General features: G+C 73.4%; 16 protein-coding genes and 1 riboswitch. Of the genes, 9 read left to right on the forward strand and 7 right to left on the reverse strand.

Annotated elements, in window-relative coordinates; translation table 11 throughout:
• Positions 1-24: 24 nt before the first annotated feature.
• A complete protein-coding gene (locus H488_RS21485; protein ID WP_017832147.1) occupies positions 25-3387 on the reverse strand; it encodes a DEAD/DEAH box helicase in 3363 nt (1120 codons plus the stop codon).
• Between the two features lie 127 nt (positions 3388-3514).
• Between H488_RS21485 and H488_RS21490 the strand changes: the two genes are divergently transcribed.
• On the forward strand, positions 3515-6640 hold the full coding sequence (locus tag H488_RS21490) for a hypothetical protein (RefSeq protein ID WP_017832148.1): 3126 nt from the start codon (positions 3515-3517) through the stop codon (positions 6638-6640).
• A 98-nt stretch (positions 6641-6738) separates the two neighbouring features.
• Here H488_RS21490 and H488_RS21495 read toward each other — a convergent pair whose 3' ends face one another.
• The 3 genes from H488_RS21495 to betT all read right to left on the reverse strand — a co-directional run bounded on the left by H488_RS21495 (position 6739) and on the right by betT (position 12072).
• On the reverse strand, positions 6739-8325 hold the full coding sequence (locus tag H488_RS21495; RefSeq protein WP_017832149.1) for a GMC family oxidoreductase: 1587 nt from the start codon (positions 8323-8325) through the stop codon (positions 6739-6741).
• 115 nt (positions 8326-8440) lie between these two features.
• Positions 8441-9934, reverse strand: coding sequence for an aldehyde dehydrogenase family protein (locus H488_RS21500; RefSeq protein ID WP_017832150.1), 1494 nt, complete (start codon positions 9932-9934; stop codon positions 8441-8443).
• Positions 9931-12072 carry a choline BCCT transporter BetT gene (betT, locus tag H488_RS21505; RefSeq protein ID WP_017832151.1) on the reverse strand — a complete coding sequence of 714 codons (2142 nt, stop codon included), beginning with the start codon at positions 12070-12072 and terminating at the stop codon, positions 9931-9933. The genes H488_RS21500 and betT overlap by 4 nt, the downstream gene beginning before the upstream one ends.
• 176 nt (positions 12073-12248) lie before the next feature.
• Between betT and H488_RS21510 the strand changes: the two genes are divergently transcribed.
• From H488_RS21510 to H488_RS21530, 5 genes are all read left to right on the forward strand, one after another.
• Positions 12249-12779, forward strand: coding sequence for a TetR/AcrR family transcriptional regulator (locus H488_RS21510; protein ID WP_017832152.1), 531 nt, complete (start codon positions 12249-12251; stop codon positions 12777-12779).
• Positions 12780-12782: 3 nt separating this feature from the next.
• Positions 12783-13130 (forward strand): DMT family transporter, encoded by a 348-nt coding sequence (locus H488_RS21515; RefSeq protein ID WP_017832153.1) that lies wholly within the window; start codon positions 12783-12785, stop codon positions 13128-13130.
• A complete protein-coding gene (locus H488_RS21520) occupies positions 13130-13453 on the forward strand; it encodes a DMT family transporter (protein WP_017832154.1) in 324 nt (107 codons plus the stop codon). The genes H488_RS21515 and H488_RS21520 overlap by 1 nt, the downstream gene beginning before the upstream one ends.
• A 222-nt stretch (positions 13454-13675) precedes the next feature.
• The gene (gene cspE, locus H488_RS21525) at positions 13676-13882 is read left to right on the forward strand and encodes a transcription antiterminator/RNA stability regulator CspE (protein ID WP_017832155.1); all 207 of its coding nucleotides are present in this window, start codon (positions 13676-13678) and stop codon (positions 13880-13882) included.
• A gap of 107 nt (positions 13883-13989) precedes the next feature.
• Positions 13990-14178, forward strand: coding sequence for a hypothetical protein (locus H488_RS21530; RefSeq protein WP_017832156.1), 189 nt, complete (start codon positions 13990-13992; stop codon positions 14176-14178).
• Between the two features lie 102 nt (positions 14179-14280).
• Here H488_RS21530 and H488_RS21535 read toward each other — a convergent pair whose 3' ends face one another.
• On the reverse strand, positions 14281-14577 hold the full coding sequence (locus H488_RS21535) for a hypothetical protein (protein WP_017832157.1): 297 nt from the start codon (positions 14575-14577) through the stop codon (positions 14281-14283).
• 418 nt (positions 14578-14995) lie between these two features.
• Positions 14996-15121: riboswitch (SAM riboswitch) on the forward strand.
• 13 nt (positions 15122-15134) lie between these two features.
• On the opposite strand from H488_RS21535, the gene H488_RS21540 reads away from it, so the two are divergent.
• Together H488_RS21540 and H488_RS35915 are read left to right on the forward strand one after the other, a co-directional pair.
• Positions 15135-15362, forward strand: a complete 228-nt coding sequence (locus H488_RS21540) for a hypothetical protein (protein WP_017832158.1) — start codon at positions 15135-15137, stop codon at positions 15360-15362.
• A gap of 11 nt (positions 15363-15373) precedes the next feature.
• Positions 15374-15757, forward strand: a complete 384-nt coding sequence (locus tag H488_RS35915; protein ID WP_017832159.1) for a PIN domain-containing protein — start codon at positions 15374-15376, stop codon at positions 15755-15757.
• 3 nt (positions 15758-15760) lie between these two features.
• On the opposite strand, the gene H488_RS21545 is transcribed toward H488_RS35915, so the two are convergent.
• On the reverse strand, positions 15761-16936 hold the full coding sequence (locus H488_RS21545; RefSeq protein WP_031282317.1) for a glycosyltransferase family 4 protein: 1176 nt from the start codon (positions 16934-16936) through the stop codon (positions 15761-15763).
• A gap of 115 nt (positions 16937-17051) precedes the next feature.
• Here H488_RS21545 and H488_RS0117825 point away from each other — a divergent pair, with 115 nt between their 5' ends.
• Positions 17052-18704, forward strand: coding sequence for a cell division protein PerM (locus H488_RS0117825; RefSeq protein ID WP_237740409.1), 1653 nt, complete (start codon positions 17052-17054; stop codon positions 18702-18704).
• Here H488_RS0117825 and H488_RS21550 read toward each other — a convergent pair.
• Positions 18593-19099, reverse strand: a complete 507-nt coding sequence (locus H488_RS21550; protein WP_017832162.1) for a hypothetical protein — start codon at positions 19097-19099, stop codon at positions 18593-18595. The genes H488_RS0117825 and H488_RS21550 overlap by 112 nt on opposite strands.
• Between the last annotated feature and the right edge of the window lie 24 nt (positions 19100-19123).

Genomic DNA, 19123 nt, shown 5'->3' on the forward strand with positions numbered 1-19123 from the left:
ACGGCCGGTGGACGAACCCGCAGGTCACGGCGTGAGCAGGCCCCGGATGTCCTCGGCGGTGAGGGCGCTGGAGAACATCCTGTCGTCGTCCAGCACGGCGGTGAACAGCCTGGCCTTGCGCTCCTTGAGCTCCATGACCTTCTCCTCGATCGTGTCCCGGGCCACGAGCCGGTAGACCATGACCTTCTTCTGCTGACCGATCCGGTGGGTCCGGTCCACGGCCTGCTCCTCGGTGGCGGGGTTCCACCACGGGTCCAGGAGGAAGCAGTAGTCCGCCTGGGTGAGGTTGAGCCCGAAGCCGCCGGCCTTGAGGCTGACCAGGAACACGGGGACCTGCCCGGACGTGAACCGCTCGAGCACCCTGGCCCGGTCCGTCGTGGAGCCGTCGAGGTAGGCGTAGGGGATCCGCAGCTCGTCCAGGCGGGCCGCAGCCTTCTTGAGGAAGCTCGTGAACTGGCTGAACACCAGGGGCCGGTGGCCCTCCGCCACGATCTCGGGCAGGTGCTCGAAGAGCAGGTCGAGCTTGCTCGAGGAGACGTCCGCCGTGGGGTCCACGAGGGACGCGTCGAGGCTGAGCAGGCGCAGGGTGGTCAGGGACTGGAAGATCGTGAACCGGTTGCGGTCGAGGTCGCGCAGCAGGCCCAGGACCTTCTGCCGCTCGCGCTGCAGGCGCGTGTCGTAGATGCGGCGGTGCGCGGGGGAGAGCTCCACCTCGATGGTCTGCTCGAGCTTGGGGGGCAGCTCCAGGTCCACGGACTCCTTGGTGCGGCGGAGCATGAGGGGCTTGACGCGGCGGCGCAGCCGGGCGAGGGCGGCGGCGTCCTCCCCGCGCTCGATGGGGCGCTGGTAGGTCTCCGTGAACTTCCGCCGGGACGGGAACAGGCCGGGCGCCGTCAGGGACAGCAGCGCCCACAGCTCCACGAGGCTGTTCTCGAGGGGGGTGCCCGTGATCGCCAGCTTGAACGGGGCGTCCAGGTCCTTCGCGGCCCGGTGCGCCTTGGTCCGGGGGTTCTTCACGAACTGCGCCTCGTCGAGGAGCACCCCCGCCCAGGGCATCCCCCGGTAGGCGGCCTCGTCCAGGCGCAGCAGGGTGTAGGAGGTCACCACCACGCGGGCGCCGGCGGCGGCGTCCACGAGATCGGTGCCGGCCTTGGCCTGGGTGTCGGTCACGCCCACGACCGGCAGGGACGGGGCGAAGCGGCGGATCTCCGCCGTCCAGTTGGGCACCACGGAGGTCGGGGCGACCACCAGGAACGGGGGGAGGTCCGGGTCGCGCTCGACGGCGCGGCAGATCAGGGCGATGGCCTGCACGGTCTTGCCCAGACCCATGTCGTCGGCGAGGATCCCGCCCAGGCCGTGGTCCCACAGCACGCTCAGCCACGAGTAGCCGTCGCGCTGGTACGGCCGCAGCTCGGCGTGCAGGGTCGCGGGCACGGGGGGCGCCTCGAGGGCCTCGAGCTCGAGCAGGGAGCGCACCCCCTCCCGCCAGGCCTCGGCCTGGTCGGTGTCCGTCGCGACGTCCTCGAAGTCCTGCCACAGCCCGGCCTGGTGGCGGTGGATGCGCAGCGGTCCCTCGGGGGTCTCCTGCAGCGAGCGGGCCTCGGCGATCAGCTCGCGCAGCCGGTCGAACTCGGGGCGGTCCAGGGAGAACCAGGACCCGTCCGGGGCCAGCATCACGTCCTGGCCGAGGTCGAGGGCGCGGAAGACGTCGGCGAAGGAGATGTAGAACTCGCCCACCTTGACCGTGACCCCGAGGTCGAACCAGTCGCGGCGCTCGGTGGCGGCGGTGCTGACGGTGATGGTGGGCGGGTCGGCGATCTGCTGGTAGGCCATGCGCCCGCCGGTGTGCTCGATCCGCAGGTCCGGGACCTTCTCGAGGGCGGGCAGCCACTCCCGCACGAGCACCAGCGCGTCCTGCGCCACGTAGCTCGAGCGGCGGAAGTCCACCCCCGGCGCCCGGTGCCGGACGGCGGCGGTGACCGCCGTCTCCCAGGACGACTCGCGGTGGACGGGCTCGTCGGCGAGCGGGTCCTCGGGGCGGAAGGGCAGCAGGATCCGGTCGCGGCCCTTCTGGTACTCCCACTCCCAGCGGGCGCGGATCGTGAGCTCCTGGTGCTCCAGGGTGAGCACCAGCTCGGGGTCCGCGACCTGCGGCAGCTCGATCGACCCGTCCCCGGTGTCCACGTCCATGCTGCGGTGCAGGCGCGGGAAGTAGCGGTCGAAGAACTCCTCGACCTCGTCCTCGGGGATCCGCAGACCGCCCGCCGTGTCCAGGAACCGCCGCTGCTCGCGGGTGAGCCGGGTGGCCAGGGGCACGAGGCGCAGCGGGAAGACGTTGAGGTCCTCGGTGTCGGCGACGTCCTGTGGATCCCCGTCCGGGGCGAACAGCCCGTGCCCGGGGTCCCCGATGATCCGGGCGGTGCCCAGGGCGATCCGGCGGCCGCCGCTGTCCACCGTGGGCCGCAGCTCGAGGTCCTTCCCGGGCCCGCGCAGCACGTCCACGTGGAAGCGTCCGGGCTCCTCGACCGTCACGGGCAGCCCGTGCTCCCGGCCGACCAGGGTGATCCCGGCGGTCTCCGCCCGGGCGAGGATGCCCCACAGGAGGGGGGAGGCGTAGGAGTCGAGCCGGATCCAGTGCCGGTCGTGCACCGCGTAGGGGGAGCGGGTGGCGCTCAGCGCCCGGAGCTCGTCGAACCAGTCGACCTGCGCGGGGCTCAGCGACCACCGGCCGGCGTCGGCGGTGACGCTCTCCCAGTCCAGCCCGCCCTTGATCCACCCGCCCCGCCGGCCCCGGCGCACCGGGCGGACGTAGAGGTGCCACGGCGAGCCCGCCCGGCCCGTGCCGTGCACGTAGCGGTACGGCTCCCGGCGCAGGTCGAACTCCAGGGCCACCCCCTCGGGCTCCTCGGCGGGCGGATCCGCGGGGTCCGGCCCGCCCAGGATCTCGGTCAGGGCGTCCTTCCAGTCGGGCGCCCCGCCGCGTCGCCCGGGCGCGGTGCCCGCCCGGGGGGCGGCACCCTCGGGGGCCGCGGCGCCGGCCGGGGACGACGGCGCCGCGGTCCCGCCCTGCTGGTGGGCCCGGACCGCGGTCTCGAAGTTGTGGCGCAGCACGGTGGCCACGGCGTGCTTGCAGAACCCGCCGGCCGGGCAGCTGCACCAGGCCGGTCCCGGTGCGCCGCCGGCCCCGACCCGCACGGAGACCGAGTACACCGACCCGGAGCCCTCGACCTCGGCGGAGAGGCTGCCGGACCCCTCGGCGCCCGGGGACCAGCGCACGGCGCGCACGCGTCCGGTGCGGAAGTACTCCTGGCCGCGGCGGAAGACGGCGGGCCCGGAGGCGGCGACGAGCCGCCGGGAGTCCACGAGGGGACCGGGAGGGGAGTGCATCGTCCCACCGTATCGGGCCGGGGCGCCGGGCGCCGCGCGTGCGGAGCGGCCCCGCGGGCTCTCTATAATCGAGGCGACCCCTCGAACGACGACAGCGGCCCCACGTGCGGCCGCGGACGGAGGACTCGTGCCCGACACTGCTGGGCTCCGCCTCGGAGACCATGCCATTGCCGACAGTGCCGAGGAGCTCGCCTACCTCCGCTGGAACGACGCGGTCTGCGCGGCGTTCTTCGGCCCGGACCGGGCGGGAGAGCTGATCTACCTCGACCTCGACGACAAGACGCTCGCCGCGATCGGCGAGGAGCGCGGCCTCGACGGGCCCTCGACCCTGCGGGCGCTCGCCGACTCGGTGACGCCCCTGCTGGTGACCGAGGACGGGCGGCGCTCGGTGTTCGACGTGTTCAACCGGCTCAACGGCCAGTGGTACCGCGCCACCCGCCGCAGCCTGGACTCCATCGCGGAGATCCCGCCGCCGCCCGTCGTCGCCCTGCTCGCCCTGTTCGCGCTCGCCGGGCGGCACATGTCGACCCTGGCCGCGCGCACGGGCAACAAGTCCGTCTCCACGTTCTTCCTGCCCCTGACCGTGCTCCTGCAGGCCGGGCCGGAGAACGCGAAGGCCCTCGAGTCCTCCTTCAAGAAGGACACCGAGGCGTACTGGGACGCGCTGCGCTACTGGCTCGAGCTGCGCAACGGCGAGATCGGGCTGCCCACGGCGTACGCGGTGAACCAGCGGCCGGTCGGGCTCGCGCTGTCCCAGACGATGTTCGGCGAGGCCGAGCGGCGCCAGCTGCACCGCATGTTCGAGGACCTGGGGATGACCACCGCGCAGGGGCTCTCCGCCGCCGAGCTCGGGGTCTACCTCGACTTCTGGCTCGACATGGCCGAGACGAAGGCGTCCAAGGCCATGAAGCAGGTCTGGGCGAACCCCCTCACCCGCGAGCCCGGTCTCGAGATCGCGCTGGCGGAGCTCGCGGTCTGGGAGCAGTCCCGCGAGCAGGCCCGCGCCGAGGTCCGCGCGAACGGCCGGGGGCCCGGCCGCAGCGCCGTGAAGTCCTGCTCGCTGTCCCTCACGGACAGCACCGACTACGTGGGCAACCCCGTGTTCGAGCTCGGCTTCGTGGTGCCCAAGCGCTTCCTCTCCGGCCGGGAGGTGGAGCTCGAGACCACGGCGGGGCCCCGCACCGTGTTCCTGTCCTTCATCGGGGACGCCTTCCTGGGGGTCTCCGCCTACACCGCGCGGATGGACCCGGGGACGCTGCTGGGCGGGACCCTGCAGCTCAGCGCCGGGGACGTGCGCTTCGAGCGCCACCCGCGCCCCGTCGTCATCTTCGCGAAGGACGGGTTCTCGGACACCTTCATCTCCGTGGACCACATCCCCGCGGCCTGGCCGTGCCGGATCATGGTCCGGGACGAGCCGGAGTGGATCGCCCAGATCAAGCGGATCCTCGACGACTCCGCCTCCCCGGACTACCGCTTCGTGGAGGCCGGCAGCCACGGCCTCGCCGAGGGGTGGGTGATGTTCGACGACGTGCAGGTGCTGCGCGCGGGCAACCCGGAGCTGACCGCGAACGACAACTTCTCCGGCCTGGTGCCCCGTCTCGTGCCCGCCGTGACCCTCTCCGGCGGGCTGCGGATCCCCGGCGACGTGGTGCGCTGGTCCGCGCTGCGCCCGCCGCAGGTGACCATCACCTCGGACACGGACGCGCCCCTCACCGTGGAGTGCGAGTGGCGCAACCCGCACTCCTTCAAGCTGGAGAAGGCCAAGCTCGTGGAGGGGCGCGTGCCCCCGTTCCAGATCTCGCTGCACGGCACGCCGATGGCGCGGGCGGACCGGACCCTCAAGCCCAACGACTACACCCTCGTCCTCAAGGCGGGGCGCACGGTCCGGCAGCGCCGCGAGTTCAAGCTCCGGGACTCGTCCTTCCACCTGACCCAGCGCTCCCTCGGCTACGAGGGCGAGATGGTGCACGTCGAGGAGGAGCCCCTGTGGCCCGTCACCGCGGGCATCGTGGCGGAGCTGCCCGAGCGGTACGTGCAGGGCGCGTTCGACAACCTGCCCGCACGGGAGGCCGCCGGGGACCACGAGGTCCCCGGCGCCCCGGGCTGGCACTCCTCGGAGGGGCAGCTGCTGCTCGAGCGCACCAACGCGCTGCCCGAGCCGGAGGGGCGCTCCTGCCTGGCCACCGGCCGGCACCGCATCGTGCTGCCGGCCATGGAGCCCAAGGCGAAGGCGCCGTGGATCTTCGGGCAGTGCGCCCAGTGCGGGCTGCAGAAGCGCTATCCGGGCCGGCTCACGAAGCCCTCCGCGCTCACCTCCACCGGCTCCGTGGAGGCGCTGCGCTTCATCGGCCCGGACGAGGGGGAGTACCCGACGTCCTGGGCGCCGTTCCGGGACGCCCTCACGTTCCTGGGCGGCGGGAAGCGCTCGAGCCTGTCCATCGTGGCCCGCCAGCTCGAGGACTCCGAGCGGTTCGAGGAGTGGTTCGTGGGCCACCTGCAGGCCCTCGGCTTCCTCGAGGTGGTCCGCGACGAGCACTGGACCGTGCGGCGCTGGCAGGTCTGCGGGCCCTCCCTCACCCAGCTCGTGGACGGCTCAGTGCTGCTCACGGGCGGCTGGACGCCGGAGAAGGAGGCCGTGGTCGCGGAGGCGGCCGCGGCCCAGGACGCGTCCGTGGTGGTGCTCTCCCCGGAGGACCACGGGACCACCCTGCTGCAGGACGTGGACCTCGGGACGCTGCAGGAGGCGCTGCCGGTGGGGCTGTGCGACGTCGTCTTCGACGCCGGGCCCGCGATGCTGGAGACCCTGCCCCCGCTGTCCGAGGTCGAGGAGCAGCTGCGGCGCGCGGAGATGCAGTACAACGGGGTGGCCGAGCGCTTCGTCCCCGAGGACGCCACGTGGGAGCTCACCGAGGACCGGAACCGCCCGGGGCTGTACCGGATCAACCACCACCACCGGACCCGGTACGCGTTCCGCACCCCGGCCGACGTCGACTCCGGCCACGCCCGGTTCGTGGCCTCGGGCATCGGCAAGCACTTCGCGGCCCGGCAGGCGGGGGTGCCGATCGTCTCCTACGACCCCGAGCTGGAGCTGCTGTCCGTGCCCATCGGCGCGGAGCTGGCCGGGCTGTACGCCCGCGCCGCCGTCCTGTGCTCCGGGCTGCTGCCCGCCAAGGTGGACGAGGACTTCTCGCTCAACTACGGGGACGTCACGCCCGAGTTCGCCCAGGCCCTGGTGGACAAGCTCATGAGCTGAGCTGAGTGGGCGGCCGGGACGGACGGGCCCCGGGTCGGTGTGCGACCCGGGGCCCGTCCGCGCCCGGTCCGGCGGCGGGGGTGCTGCGCGGGACGCGCTCAGGCGTCCGCGGCGATCAGCTCCGCCGCGCGCTCCCCGATCATGTAGACGGTGATGTTGGGGTTCACCGTGGTCAGCTCCGGCATCACCGAGGCGTCGGCCACGCGCAGGCCCGCCACCCCCTTGACCCGCAGCTCCGGGTCGAGCGGGGACATCGGGTCGTCGGCCGGTCCCATCCGGCAGGACCCGGCCGGGTGGTAGACGGTGTTGTGGGTGCGCCGGACGTAGTCGGCGATCTCCTCGTCGGTCTGCACGTCCGGGCCCGGGAACAGCTCCGCACCGGCCCACTCGGCCAGCGCCGACTGGGCGACGATCTCCCGGGCCCTGCGGATCCCGGCGGTCATGATGCGCAGGTCGTAGCCCTCGGGGTCGGTGAAGTAGCGGGGGTCGACCCGGGGCTTGTCCCGGAAGTCCCGCGAGCGCAGCCGCACCGTGCCGCGGGAGCGCGCGTGGGTGACATTCGGGGTGAGGCAGAAGGCGTTGTCCGAGGTGGGGTAGCCCTGCCGGTAGGTGTGCAGGTCGAAGTTGACCGAGCCGTAGTGCATCATCAGGTCCGGCCGGTCGGTGTCCGGGTCCACCTGGGTGAAGATCCCGGCCTCCCACCACTGGGTGGACTCGGTGACCATGGGCCGGCGGGCCTCCCACTGGAGCACGCCCTCGGGGTGGTCCTGCAGGTGCTCGCCGACGCCGGGGGCGTCCACGAGCACGTCCACGCCGACCTCGCGCAGGTGCTCGGCGGGTCCGATCCCGGAGAGCATCAGCAGCTTGGGGGTGTCGATGGCGCCGGCGGAGACGACCACCTCGCGGCGGGCGCGCACGGTCCGGGACGTGCCGAAGGCGTTGTCGACCACCTCGACGCCGGTCGCCCGGCCGTCCTCGACGACCACGCGCTTGGCCTGGGTCGAGTGCAGGACCGTGAGGTTGTCCCGGTCGGCGGCCGGGTGCAGGTAGGACACGGACGAGGACGCCCGGGTGCCGTCGGCGCGGCGGTTGACCTGGAAGAAGTTCGCGCCGTTGACCACGGTCTTGCCGGTGTTGAAGGTGGTGCGCGGGATCCCCGCCTGCTCGCAGGCCTCGAGCAGGGCGACGCCGCACGGGTCGTCGTCCGGGATCTGCATCAGGTGCACGGGCCCGTCGTGGCCGTGGTGGGCGCCCTCGTCGTCGTTGGTCTCGAGCTTCTGGTAGAGCCGGAAGGCGGTCTCGGCGTTCCAGCCCTCGGCGCCGTGGACCTCCTCCCACTCGTCCAGGTCCTCGGCCGGGGCCCAGAACGCGATGCACGAGTTGTGCGACGAGCAGCCGCCCAGCACCTTGGCGCGGGCCATGCGCATGTGCGAGTTGCCGTTCTCCTGCTCCTCGACGGGGTAGTCCCAGTCGTAGCCGGACTCCAGCAGCTCCATCCACCGGCTGAGGGTCAGCACCTCGTCGATGCCCCGGTCGTGCGGTCCGGCCTCGATCAGCCCGACGCTCACGGACGGGTCCTCGGACAGGCGGGCGGCGACGACGGCGCCGGCGGAGCCGCCGCCGACCACCAGGTAGTCGAACTCCTGCGGGGTCTCGGGCGCTGGGGTGGTGCTGGGCGTGGTCATGTCTCTCCTCGGGAAGGTCTCGGGAAGGTCTCGGGAAGTTTTCGGGGCGTGGCAGTTCTAGGGGCGCGCCGGCGTCGTCGTCGTGCGGGCGACGACGACGCCGGGCGGGCACGGGTCAGGGTGCGGCGAACCAGCCGGTCACGGCGGGGGCCGTGTTCTGGTAGACGTGCTTGAGCTCCTGGTACTCGCCCAGGCCGGTGGGGCCGAGCTCGCGCCCGACGCCCGACTGCTTCATCCCGCCCCACTCCGCCTGCGGCAGGTAGGGGTGGAAGTCGTTGATCCAGATCGTGCCGTGGCGCAGCCGGCCCGCCACGCGGTGGGCGCGGCCGGCGTCCGCGGTCCACACGGCCCCGGCGAGGCCGTAGATCGTGTCGTTGCCGATCTCGACGGCCTCGTCCTCGGTGCGGAAGGTCTCGACCGTGACGGTGGGGCCGAAGGCCTCGTCGTGCACGCAGTCCATCTCGCGGGTGCAGCGGTCGATCACGGTGGGCGGGTAGAAGAAGCCCTGTCCGAGGTCCAGCGACCCGTCGGCGGACGTCCCGGTGGAGTGCTCGCCGCCGGTGCGGACGCGCGCCCCCTGCTCGCGGGCGCGCTCCACGTACGCGTGCACCTTCTCGCGCTGGGCCGCCGAGATGAGGGGGCCGGTCTCGGCCTGCTCGTCGAAGGGGCCGCCGAGGCGGATCCGCTCGGCCCGGCGGACGAGCTCGTCGACGAAGCGCTCGGCGATCGGCTCCTCGACCACCAGGCGAGCCCCGGCCGAGCAGACCTGCCCGGAGTGCACGAACGCGGCGTTGAGGGCGTTGTCCACGGCGGCGTCGAAGTCGGCGTCCGCGAAGACCACGTTGGGGTTCTTGCCGCCGAGCTCCAGGGCGACCTTCTTCACGGTGGGCGCGGCGGCGGCCGCGATCCGCCGGCCGGTCAGCACGCCGCCGGTGAAGGAGACGAGGTCCACGTCGGGGGAGGAGGACAGCGGCGCGCCCGCCTCGGCGCCGGCGCCCAGCACGAGGTTGGCCACGCCGTCGGGCAGGCCGACCTCCTGGAGGACCTGCATCATCAGGATCGCCGTGTGCGGGGTGAGCTCGGCGGGCTTGAGCACGAAGGTGCACCCGGCGGCGATCGCCGGGGCGATCTTCCACGCGGCCTGGAGCAGCGGGTAGTTCCAGGGCGTGATCATCCCGCACACGCCCACGGGCTCGGTGACGACCTTCGAGACCACGGTGGGGTCCCCGGCGTCGACGACGCGCCCGGCCTGCTCCGCGGCGGCCTTGCCGAAGTACGTGAAGCACGCGGCGATGTCGTCCATGTCGATCTCGGACTCGACCAGCCGCTTGCCGGTGTCGAGGGACTCGGCGCGGGCGAACTCGTCCTTGCGCTCGCGCAGCCGGGCCGCGACCCGCAGCAGCAGGTCCCCGCGCTCCGGGGCAGGCACGGACGACCAGCGGCCGTCGTCGAAGGCGCGGCGGGCCGCGGCGATCGCGCGCTCGGTGTCCTGCGCGGTCGCCTCGGCGACGGTGCCGACCTCGGCGCCGTCGGCGGGGCAGACGATGGTGCGGGTGCCGCCCTCGGCGGCGGCCTGCCACTGGCCGTCGATGAACAAGGTGCTGCTCACGGGTGTGCCTCCTTCGCCGCGGGGATCTGCCCCGTCGGCACGTCGTGGATGTCGGTGGACCAGTCGGGGTGGCCCTGCTCGCCGTCCTGGATGACGGACGGCCCGTCGTGGATGCTCAGGAAGGCCAGGTGCGCCTCCCAGCTGTCGAGGACGTCGTTGATGACCTGCTCGTGGCTCCAGTCCATGACGTCCGTGCCCTGGGAGCCGGTCTCGTTGAAGACCTCCAGGCGGTAGTACAGGTCGGAGTCCGGGTTGGTGCGGAACCCGCCGAAGGCCGGCACGGGTGTGGCCACCGGATAGATCTGGTAGCAGAAGTCCCGGTCCTCGCCCATCCGCACGGTCAGCGTGTGCTCGGACAGGTCCTGGTAGCCGACCACCGAGCTGGTGAGCTCGGCGTCGAGGCCCTGGGCCCGGAACTCCTCGACGACCTCCGCGAGGGCGGGGACGAGCGCCTCGTCCTCGTAGCGGCGCACGGCCTTCGGGCCCGGGAACGAGCCGGTCCGGGAGAGCCGCCGGCGCCAGTGGCTGTCCGGGCCGGGGATGCGGGACGCGGCCGCGGAGCGGCGGGTGGAGCTGCGCCCCTCGCGCTGGGAGCGCTCGGCGCGCAGGGCCTTCCAGAACCCGATCATGACCAGGTACATCACGATCGAGAAGGGCAGGCCGATGATCAGCGTGGCGGCCTGCAGGGTCGGCACCCCGCCCACCAGCAGCATCGCCAGGGTCAGCAGCCCGGTGGCGGCGGCCCAGAAGATGCGCAGCCACTTGGGCCCGTCCTGGGTGGGGTCCTGGATCGTCGAGGTGAACGTCGACATCACGAGCGCGCCCGAGTCGGCGCTCGTGACGTAGAACAGCAGCCCGGCCAGCGAGGCGAGCGCGATGAGCACCGGCGCGCCCGGGTACTGCTCGAGCAGCGAGTAGAACGCCCGCTCGGGGGTGTTCATGGCGGCCTGGCCGAAGGCGTCGTCGCCTCCCGTGACGATCGCCAGGGCGCTGTTGCCGAAGACCGAGACCAGGATGAGGATGAACAGGAACGGCACGGTCAGGGTCGCGATCACGAACTCGCGCAGGGTGCGGCCCCGGGAGATCCGCGCCAGGAACAGGCCGACGAACGGCGCCCAGGCGATCCACCAGGCCCAGAAGAAGAGGGTCCACCCCGCCATCCACTCCGCCGCACCGGTGTAGGCGAACGTCTCCATGGTCATCCCCGGCAGCGAGGAGACGTAGTCGCCGAGGTTCTGCACCGTGGCGTCGAGCAGGAACGAGGTCCGGCCGGCCACGAGCACCCAGACGATCAGCGCCACGGCCATGAGCACGTTGAGCTCGGAGAGCCTGCGGATGCCCTTGTCCACGCCCGAGACGCACGAGGCGGTGGCCATCACCACGGCCACGACGATCAGCCCGATCTGCGCCGCGGTCCCCTCCTCGATCCCGAAGAGCAGGTAGAGGCCGTAGTTGAGCTGCACCACGCCGATGCCCAGCGAGGTGGCCACGCCGAAGATCGTGCCGAGCAGCGCCGCGATGTCCACGACGTCCCCCGTGCGCCCCTGCACCCGCTTGCCGATCAGCGGGTAGAGGGCCGAACGGATGCTCAGGGGCATGTTCCACCGGTAGGCGAAGTAGCCGAAGGCCATGCCCATCAGCGCGTACATCGCCCAGCCCGTGACGCCGTAGTGGAACAGCGTCCACACCACGGCCATGCGGGTGGCCTCGGCCGTCCCGCCCTCCCCGGCGGGCGGGCCGTAGTACTGGGTGACGGGCTCGGCCACGGAGAAGAACAGCAGGTCGATGCCGATGCCGGCGGCGAAGAGCATCGCGGTCCAGGTGAACAGGTTGTACTGCGGCTTCGAGTGGTCGGGGCCCATCTTGATGGTCCCCTCGCGGGAGAACGCCACGACCAGGACGAAGACCGTCACCACCGTGGCGGTGAGGACGTAGAACCAGCCCATGTTGGTCGCGATCCAGCCGACCACGGCGCTGATCACCGCGGAGGCCTGGTCGGGGGCGAGGATCGCCCACAGGGAGAACAGGACGATGGTGATGCCCGAGCCGGCGAAGACCGTCCGGTTCACGGCCGGCCGGGAGCGCCCGGCGGGTGGGGTGCCGCTCTCGGGCGGTGACTGGTGCAGGGCGGAAGTCATGGGACGAGTCCTCCTGGAAGTGGTGATCCGGGTCGGGGAGCACCTGCCGGGTCCAGCGCGGACCGGGCAGGGGCGGGACGTCGTCGTGCCCGCGGACCGGTGCGGCGGCCGAAACCCGCGCCCCGGGGATGCTCAACATCGTGTCACCACCCTTCCGGTTGGTAAAGTTCTTTCTCATGAGCACCTCCTCCCGCGAGCGCATCCTCGACGGCGCCCTCGAGCTGATCCGGGGCGGCGGCACGGTCTCCCTGGCGTCGGCCGCGCGGCAGGCGGGTCTGACCAAGCCCGGGGTGATGTACCACTTCCCCACCAAGGAGGCGCTGATGCTCGCCCTGGTGGACCGGGTGATGGACGGCTGGGACACGCAGATGGCCCGCCGCCTGCCCGGCCCCCCGGAGCAGGTGCCCGCGGCGGAACGGCTGCGCGCCTACCTCGACTGGTGCCTGTCCGGGGAGGTCGACGAGACCGACCTCGTGATGCTCACCGACCAGCGGCTGCGCGCCACGCTCAAGGAGCGCTGGGTCGCGCGGGTGGAGCCGTGGGTGCACCTGCCCGCGGACCTGCCCGCCGAGCGCCGGAGCCGGCTGCTGGCCGTGCGGCTGCTCGCCGACGGCGTGTGGTTCGCCGACGCCGCGGGCGTCTTCGCCCCCGACCCGCAGGAACGGGCCCGGGTCAGGGCGGTCGCCGACGAGCTCCTGGAGGGCTGAGCCGTGCTGCGCCGGCTGCTGCTGCTCGCCGCCGTGCTCGCCGAGGTGGCGGCCACACTGTCGCTGAAGGCGGCTCTGGACGAGCCCGCCTGGTACGCGCTCGTCGTCGCCGGCTACCTCGCCGCGTTCACCCTCCTGGCGGCCGTGCTGCGCCGCGGCATGCCGGTGGGGGTCGCCTACGGCGTGTGGGCCGCCCTCGGGGTGATGCTCACCGCTCTGGCGGCGGCCGTGGTCTACGGTGAGCGGCTGAGCCCGGCCGTGCTGGCCGGGATCGTGCTGGTCGTGGCCGGCGTGCTCTGCGTGGAGCTCGGCTCCCGCCGCCCCGCCCCCGAGACCGAGGAGGCGGCCTGATGGCCTGGCTCTTCCTCAGTGTCTCGATCCTCACCGAGGTCGCCGGAACCCTGTCCCTGCGGATGGCCGCCCGGGGCCGCCGCCGCTGGTACGCCGCCGTGGCCGTCGGCTACCTGGTGGCGTTCACCTGCCTGAGCCTCGTCCTGGCCGAGGGCATGGCGCTGGGCGTCGCCTACGGCATCTGGTCGGCCTCCGGCGTGGCGCTGACGGCACTGGCCGGCCGGGTCCTGTTCCGCGAGCCGTTCACCTGGGTGACGGCGGCCGGGGTGGCCCTCATCGCCGGCGGAGTGCTCCTCATCGAGCTCGGCGCCCCGCCGGTCTGAGCGGTCCCCGGTGCCGGGCCGGGTCCGGCGCCCCGTCCCGGGTGGTGCGGCGCCGGATCTCGTGTAGAGTAGTCCGCAGTTGTTGAGGTTCGTTTTTGTCTTTCAAGCAGTTCGGCCCACTCGGGTGCAGCAGTTTTTCTGAGAAGACGTTTTCCATGCATCACAACTGTTTTGTTTCTCGAACGTCGGGAAACGTTCATCTCATGAAGGATCAGGTCTCCCATGACTACCGGTATCGTCAAGTGGTTCAACGCTGACAAGGGCTTCGGCTTCATCACCCCCGAGGACGGCTCCAAGGACGTCTTCGCCCACTTCTCCGCGATCAACTCGAACGGCTTCCGCTCGCTGAACGAGAACGACCGCGTCGAGTTCGAGACCCAGGACGGCCCCAAGGGCCCCCAGGCTGCGAACATCAACGTCATCTCCTAAGGATCTTCCGCGGGCTCCGGCCCGTTGATCCTCCAGAACCGTCGTCGGGCTGCGCCCGGCGGCGGTTCTGTCGTCGTACCCGCCGAGCAGCACCGGGAGGAAGCGCCGTGACCGTTCCCGATCCGCTCCCCGCCGCGGAGGAGCCGGAGGACCCCTTCGTGGTGAACCGGGTCTCCGACGCCGAGCTGGACGTCTCCGTGCCGTTCGAGGTCGAGGCCTCCGAGTGGGGATTCGACGGCTCCGCCGACGAGGCCGGCGGCGGCTGGGGCTCGGCGGGGGACTACGGCCTCGAGTGAGCACCCCGCGGGTCCCACCGGCGCTCTGGACGTCACCGTCCTCCCGCACGACGGAGGCCGCAGCCCGACGGGCTGCGGCCTCCGTGCGCTCCTGTCCGCCGGCTATGCCGACAGCGGGAGGGACGAGGGGTGGAGCTTGAAGAACGGGTGCCGTCCGGTCGCCGCGAGGGCTCCGGGAACGAGGAGCTGGCGGTACTTGGCGCACCATTGCGCCGTACCCTCCGTGTGCTCCGCCGCGGCGGCCAGGTCGTCGGCCTCGGGGCTCAGGTACTCCTGCACGTCCCCGTCGGTCGACGTGAGACGGACGAGGTGGAGATCGGGGAGGGCGGTGACGGTCACGTCGATCCACTCCTCGCGCTGGTCGGTGGTGATGGCTGTTCTTTCTTCGGACATGGTCATGTTTTCTCCTGACGTTCTTGCAGGCATCCGATGGCGTTGCCCGCCGCTTCGTCATCCGATCCACCCGGGAACATCGGGTTGGCGCGCAGCGGGTCGGAGCCCCTCCACGGTTCCGCCGGGGATCGTCGATCTCCGGCCGAGGGCGTGGACGCCGCATCTCGAGAAGCAGGTTCAGGCTACCCCGCGGCACCGACACCTCGACAAGCGAGTCGTGAGTTGTGTCACTGAAACGTAATGCGCGGGGCCGTCGCCTGCGCCGTCCCCGGTCCTGCGGGACCCATTCCAGCGCAACGATGTGTCGTCGAGATGTCCGGGCGGTGACAGCCCGGGGAAGGCCTGTGCACAGGAGGGGGGCACCGGATCCGGCCGGGGCGCCGCACGCGGACACGGTTCGGCCGATGTGGTTCAATGGGGAGAGCTTCAAGAGACCCGGTCGGCAAGCTCCGACTTGACCGGGCACCAACCCCATGTTCACGGGTGGTTCGGATGACGAAGCGGCTCGCATCGCCGCAGCAGCGGTACCCGGTGCGAGCAAGAGCGCACGAAGGATCCCGGTCATGTCCGACCCCCGCCACTCCGCCGCCCGCACGGGCGCGTTCCCCCAGCCCTCCCCCGCTGTCCCGGCCACCGGGGACGGGACCCGCCGCGACCCCGCGCCGAGCGTCCCGGCGATCAGCGTCTCCGCCATGAGCGTCGAGGACTACGCCCGCGTGGTGCAGGTCCGCACCGAGTTCGTGGACTTCCTGCTGGCTCCGGCCCGCGGGGAGCTCGCCGCCGCGGCCTGAGGCCCGCCGCCGTGGACCTCCTCCTGGACCGTTCCGTGCTGCTGGGGGTGCGCACCCCGGAGCGCTGCCCCGAGCTGGCCGAGGTCCTGCGCCGGCACGGACACCGGCGGCTGTTCCTGCCCGCCACGGTGCTCGGGGAGCTGCTCGCCGAGCGGCCCGACGAGACGCTGTGGGCGGAGCAGCTCGAGCTGCGCTTCCCGGGCCGGGTCCTCCCCGCGGACGCCGCCGTGGCCCGGGCGTGGGGAGCGCTGGCCGCGACGGGGGCGGCCGATCCGCTCGCCGGGCTCACCGCGGCCACGGCCCTGGTCCACGGGCTGACCGTGCTGACCGCGGAGCCGGGGCGGTACGCCGGCACCGGGGCGCCCGTGCTGGACGCGTCCCCCGCCCGCCGGTAGCCCTCAGACGGCCCGGCGGTGCCGGCGGCTGCGCCCCTGCCCCTGCGCCGAGAGCGCCACGGCGCGCTCGTAGTGCTCGAGCAGCTGCCCGACCAGCACGTCCCACGTCCGGCCCTGGACCGCCGCGTGCGCCGCGACGCCGAACGCGGCCCGCTTCGCCTCGTCGCCCAGGAGATCCGCCACGTGCCCGCGCAGCGCCCCGAGGTCGCCCGGGGGATAGAGCCAGCCGGTGCGGGACCGGTCCACGAGGTCGAGGGGACCGCCCCGGCCGGTCGCGACCACCGGCACCCCCGAGGCCATGGCCTCCTGGATCGTCTGGCAGAACGTCTCGAACTCGCCGGGGTGGACGAACACGTCGAAGGACGCCATGATGCGCGCCAGGTCGGCACCGCTGCGGCGCCCGGTGAAGTGGGCCTGCGGGAGCCGGCGGCGCAGGGCGTCCTCCTCCGGGCCCGAGCCCACGACCACCAGGCGGGTGCCGGGCAGGTCCGCGACCGCGGAGAGGTCCTCGACCTGCTTCTCCGGGGCGATCCGGCCCACGTAGCCGACGATCCGCCGGCCGCCGCCGACCTCCTCCCGCCACCGCTCGTCCCGGTGCCGGGGGGAGAAGCGGGTGGTGTCCACCCCGCGCCGCCACAGGTGCACGTCCTGGACGCCGTGCTCGGTGAGCTGCCGGACCGCCGCGGTGGACGGCGCGAGCGTGAGCGTGGCGAGGTTGTGCATGGAGCGCACGTGCCCCCACAGGAGCTGCTCGAGGAACGGGGCCCCGTACTTGGCCGCGTAGCCGGGCACGTCGGTCTGGTAGACCGCCACGCACGGCACCCCGAGCTGCTGGGCCGCCAGGATCGCCCGGCGGCCCAGCACGAACGGGGAGGCCACGTGGACCACGTCCGGCCGGAAGCGCTCCAGCTGCCGCCGCACCCGGGCCACGGTCCCGCCGGCCACCCGCACGGCGGGGTAGCCGGTGAGCGGAACGGCGGGCAGCCGGTGCACCGGCACCCCGTCGAGGTCCTCGACGACCTGCTCCGCCGGGCGCCCGAGCGGCGCGGGGTCGTAGGAGGGCGCCACGACCACGACGTCGTGCCCGCCGGCGACCAGCTGCTCGACGACCCGCAGCACCGAGTGGGTGACTCCGTTGAGGTGGGGGAGGAACTGCTCGGCGACCACGGCGACTCTCATGCTCCCGAGCCTGCCGGGGCCGGGCGACCGGACGGCGAGCGGGGCGTGGCCCGCCGGTGAAGGCGCCGTGAAGCCTCGGCCGGGGTGCCGCCCGGGCGTGGGAGGATGGTCGGTGATGAACTCCCAAGGCCTGTCCTCCCCCGCTGCACGCCCGGACCGCCGGGGTGTGCCCATGCCGCTGTGGCTGCAGGGCGTGCTGGAACTCGGCTCCGTGGCCGTGGTGTCCTACCTGCTGGTCCTGCTGACCGTCCTCATGGTGTGGCTCGCCGACGGCTTCGACACCCTCGGCCTGACCGGCGGGTTCGTGCTCTCCGGTCACGTGTGGCTGCTCGCCCACCTCACCCCGCTCCAGGTGGCCCTCGACCCGGGCGCAGGGCTGCCCGCGACCACCGGGACGCTCAACCTCGTCCCGCTCGGGCTCACCCTGGTGCCGTTCGCCCTCTCCTGGCACGCCGGGAGACGGCTGGCCCGCGCCTGCTGGGAGGGCCAGTTCTGGCAGCCGTACCTCAGCGGACTGGCCGCCTACTCCGCGTTCGGCGCCGCCGCCGCGCTGCTCTTCAGCGGAGGGGAGGTCTCGGCGAGCCCGGCCGCGGCCGCCGTCTTCCCGCTCGTCCCCGTGGCCCTGGGCGGCTTCGTGGGCGCGTACCGGGCCTCCCGGTCGCTGCCGGGACTGATCGGCGTCAACGCCGCCGCGTGGGTCGAGCGCACGAGCCAGTACTCCCGCTGGGCCGGGTCCTACGTGTGGGCGGTGCTGCGCGCCGGCTTCGTCGCGGCCGTGGCCGGGGTCGGGGTCGGGGCCGCCCTGCTGGCCGCCGCCCTGTTCTGGAACTGGAACGACGTGGTGGGCGTCTACCAGCGGCTGGGCACCGGCGTGCCGGGGGACACCGCGCTGACGGGACTCCAGCTCGGCTACCTGCCCAACCTCGCGGTCTACGCCCTGGCCTGGGCCACGGGCGCGGGCTTCGAGCTCGGCTCCGGCACGCACGCCTCTCCGCTGGGCACCGAGGCCGGGCCCGTGCCGCTGCTCCCGGCGCTCGCCGCGCTGCCGCCCGCCGAGCTCCCGGCCTGGGCGCTCGTGGTGGTCGTGCTGCCGGTCCTGGCCGGCGTCCTCGCCGGCTGGTGGTTCCTGCGCGAGGGGGAGAACCACCTGGACGACTGGATGGCGCTGCGGCTGCCCGCGCGCTGGATCACGTACCCGCTCTCGACGCTGCTGACCGGGGTCTTCGTGGGCGCCGTCGCCGGCGTGCTGGTGATGCTGCTGAGCTGGCTCGCGCACGGCTCGCTGGGGCTCGGGCGGCTCACGGACGTGGGACCGGACGGTCCCGCCGTGCTGCTGCTGTGCGGCGCCGAGGTGGCCGTCGGGGCGGCGGTCGGCTGTGTGCTGGGACCGTGGCTCGAGCACGAGCCGCCGTTCGCGCCGCCCCGCGGCGGCGAGGACGGCGAGGACCGGACGCCGGCCGGCCGGCGGGCAGCGCGCCGGCGGCGCCGGGAGGAGACCGCGGCCCGGCGCGCCATGCGCTCGGCCGGCCGGCGGAGGCCGCGGCCCGCACGCGGGCACGGGGCCGACCAGCACGGGACCGAGGGGCACGGCGCGGACGGGCCCAGGACCGGCCGCAGCACCGCGGACGGGCACCGGGACGCGGGCCCGTGGGCGGCTCAGGGGCCGGCCGTGGCGGAGACCGGGTCCGCGGAGGCGTTCGACGTGGACGCGGCCGAGGCACCCGCGGCGTCCTCCGACGCCGGCGCCGCCGGGCCGCCGGAGAGATAGCTCCAGATCCCGTCCTCGAGCTCCTGCTGGCACTGCGCCGCCCCGGAGAGGGTGAGGGTGCCGGCGACGCACTCCTGGTAGGCCTCGGCCACCGGCCACAGGGCCAGACGGGCCCCGCCGGTGAGCAGGCTCAGCGCGCCCAGCACGATCGCGGCGACCGCGCTCAGCACCAGCAGCCGGCGCCTGCCGGTCCCGCGGGAGCGCACGAGCGCCGCGACGCCCAGCCCGATCCCGAGGACGGCCAGCGCGACCCCGGCCACGGTCGGCCACAGGGCGGAGCCGACGAGCACCAGGGCGACCGCCGCGCACACCAGCGCGCCCCCTGCCGTGCGGGTCGCGGCGGCGCGTCGTGCGTCCGCGGGGGCTGCCTCGGGGGTCGGGCGGGGAGGGGTCATGCCCTTCACTCTAGGGCACCCCGG

This window comes from Kocuria sp. UCD-OTCP (assembly GCF_000349605.1).
Classification (GTDB): domain Bacteria; phylum Actinomycetota; class Actinomycetes; order Actinomycetales; family Micrococcaceae; genus Kocuria; species Kocuria rosea.

Excerpts from the sequence above, each read along its gene's own strand:
- H488_RS21485 (WP_017832147.1), bottom strand. The coding sequence starts at position 3,387 with ATGCACTCCCCTCCCGGTCCCCTCGTGGACTCCCGGCGGCTCGTCGCC.
- H488_RS21495 (WP_017832149.1), bottom strand. The coding sequence starts at position 8,325 with ATGACCACGCCCAGCACCACCCCAGCGCCCGAGACCCCGCAGGAGTTC.
- betT (WP_017832151.1), bottom strand. The coding sequence starts at position 12,072 with ATGACTTCCGCCCTGCACCAGTCACCGCCCGAGAGCGGCACCCCACCC.
- H488_RS21510 (WP_017832152.1), top strand. The coding sequence starts at position 12,249 with ATGAGCACCTCCTCCCGCGAGCGCATCCTCGACGGCGCCCTCGAGCTG.
- H488_RS21520 (WP_017832154.1), top strand. The coding sequence starts at position 13,130 with ATGGCCTGGCTCTTCCTCAGTGTCTCGATCCTCACCGAGGTCGCCGGA.
- cspE (WP_017832155.1), top strand. The coding sequence starts at position 13,676 with ATGACTACCGGTATCGTCAAGTGGTTCAACGCTGACAAGGGCTTCGGC.
- H488_RS21535 (WP_017832157.1), bottom strand. The coding sequence starts at position 14,577 with ATGACCATGTCCGAAGAAAGAACAGCCATCACCACCGACCAGCGCGAG.
- H488_RS21540 (WP_017832158.1), top strand. The coding sequence starts at position 15,135 with ATGTCCGACCCCCGCCACTCCGCCGCCCGCACGGGCGCGTTCCCCCAG.
- H488_RS21545 (WP_031282317.1), bottom strand. The coding sequence starts at position 16,936 with ATGAGAGTCGCCGTGGTCGCCGAGCAGTTCCTCCCCCACCTCAACGGA.
- H488_RS0117825 (WP_237740409.1), top strand. The coding sequence starts at position 17,052 with ATGAACTCCCAAGGCCTGTCCTCCCCCGCTGCACGCCCGGACCGCCGG.
- H488_RS21550 (WP_017832162.1), bottom strand. The coding sequence starts at position 19,099 with ATGACCCCTCCCCGCCCGACCCCCGAGGCAGCCCCCGCGGACGCACGA.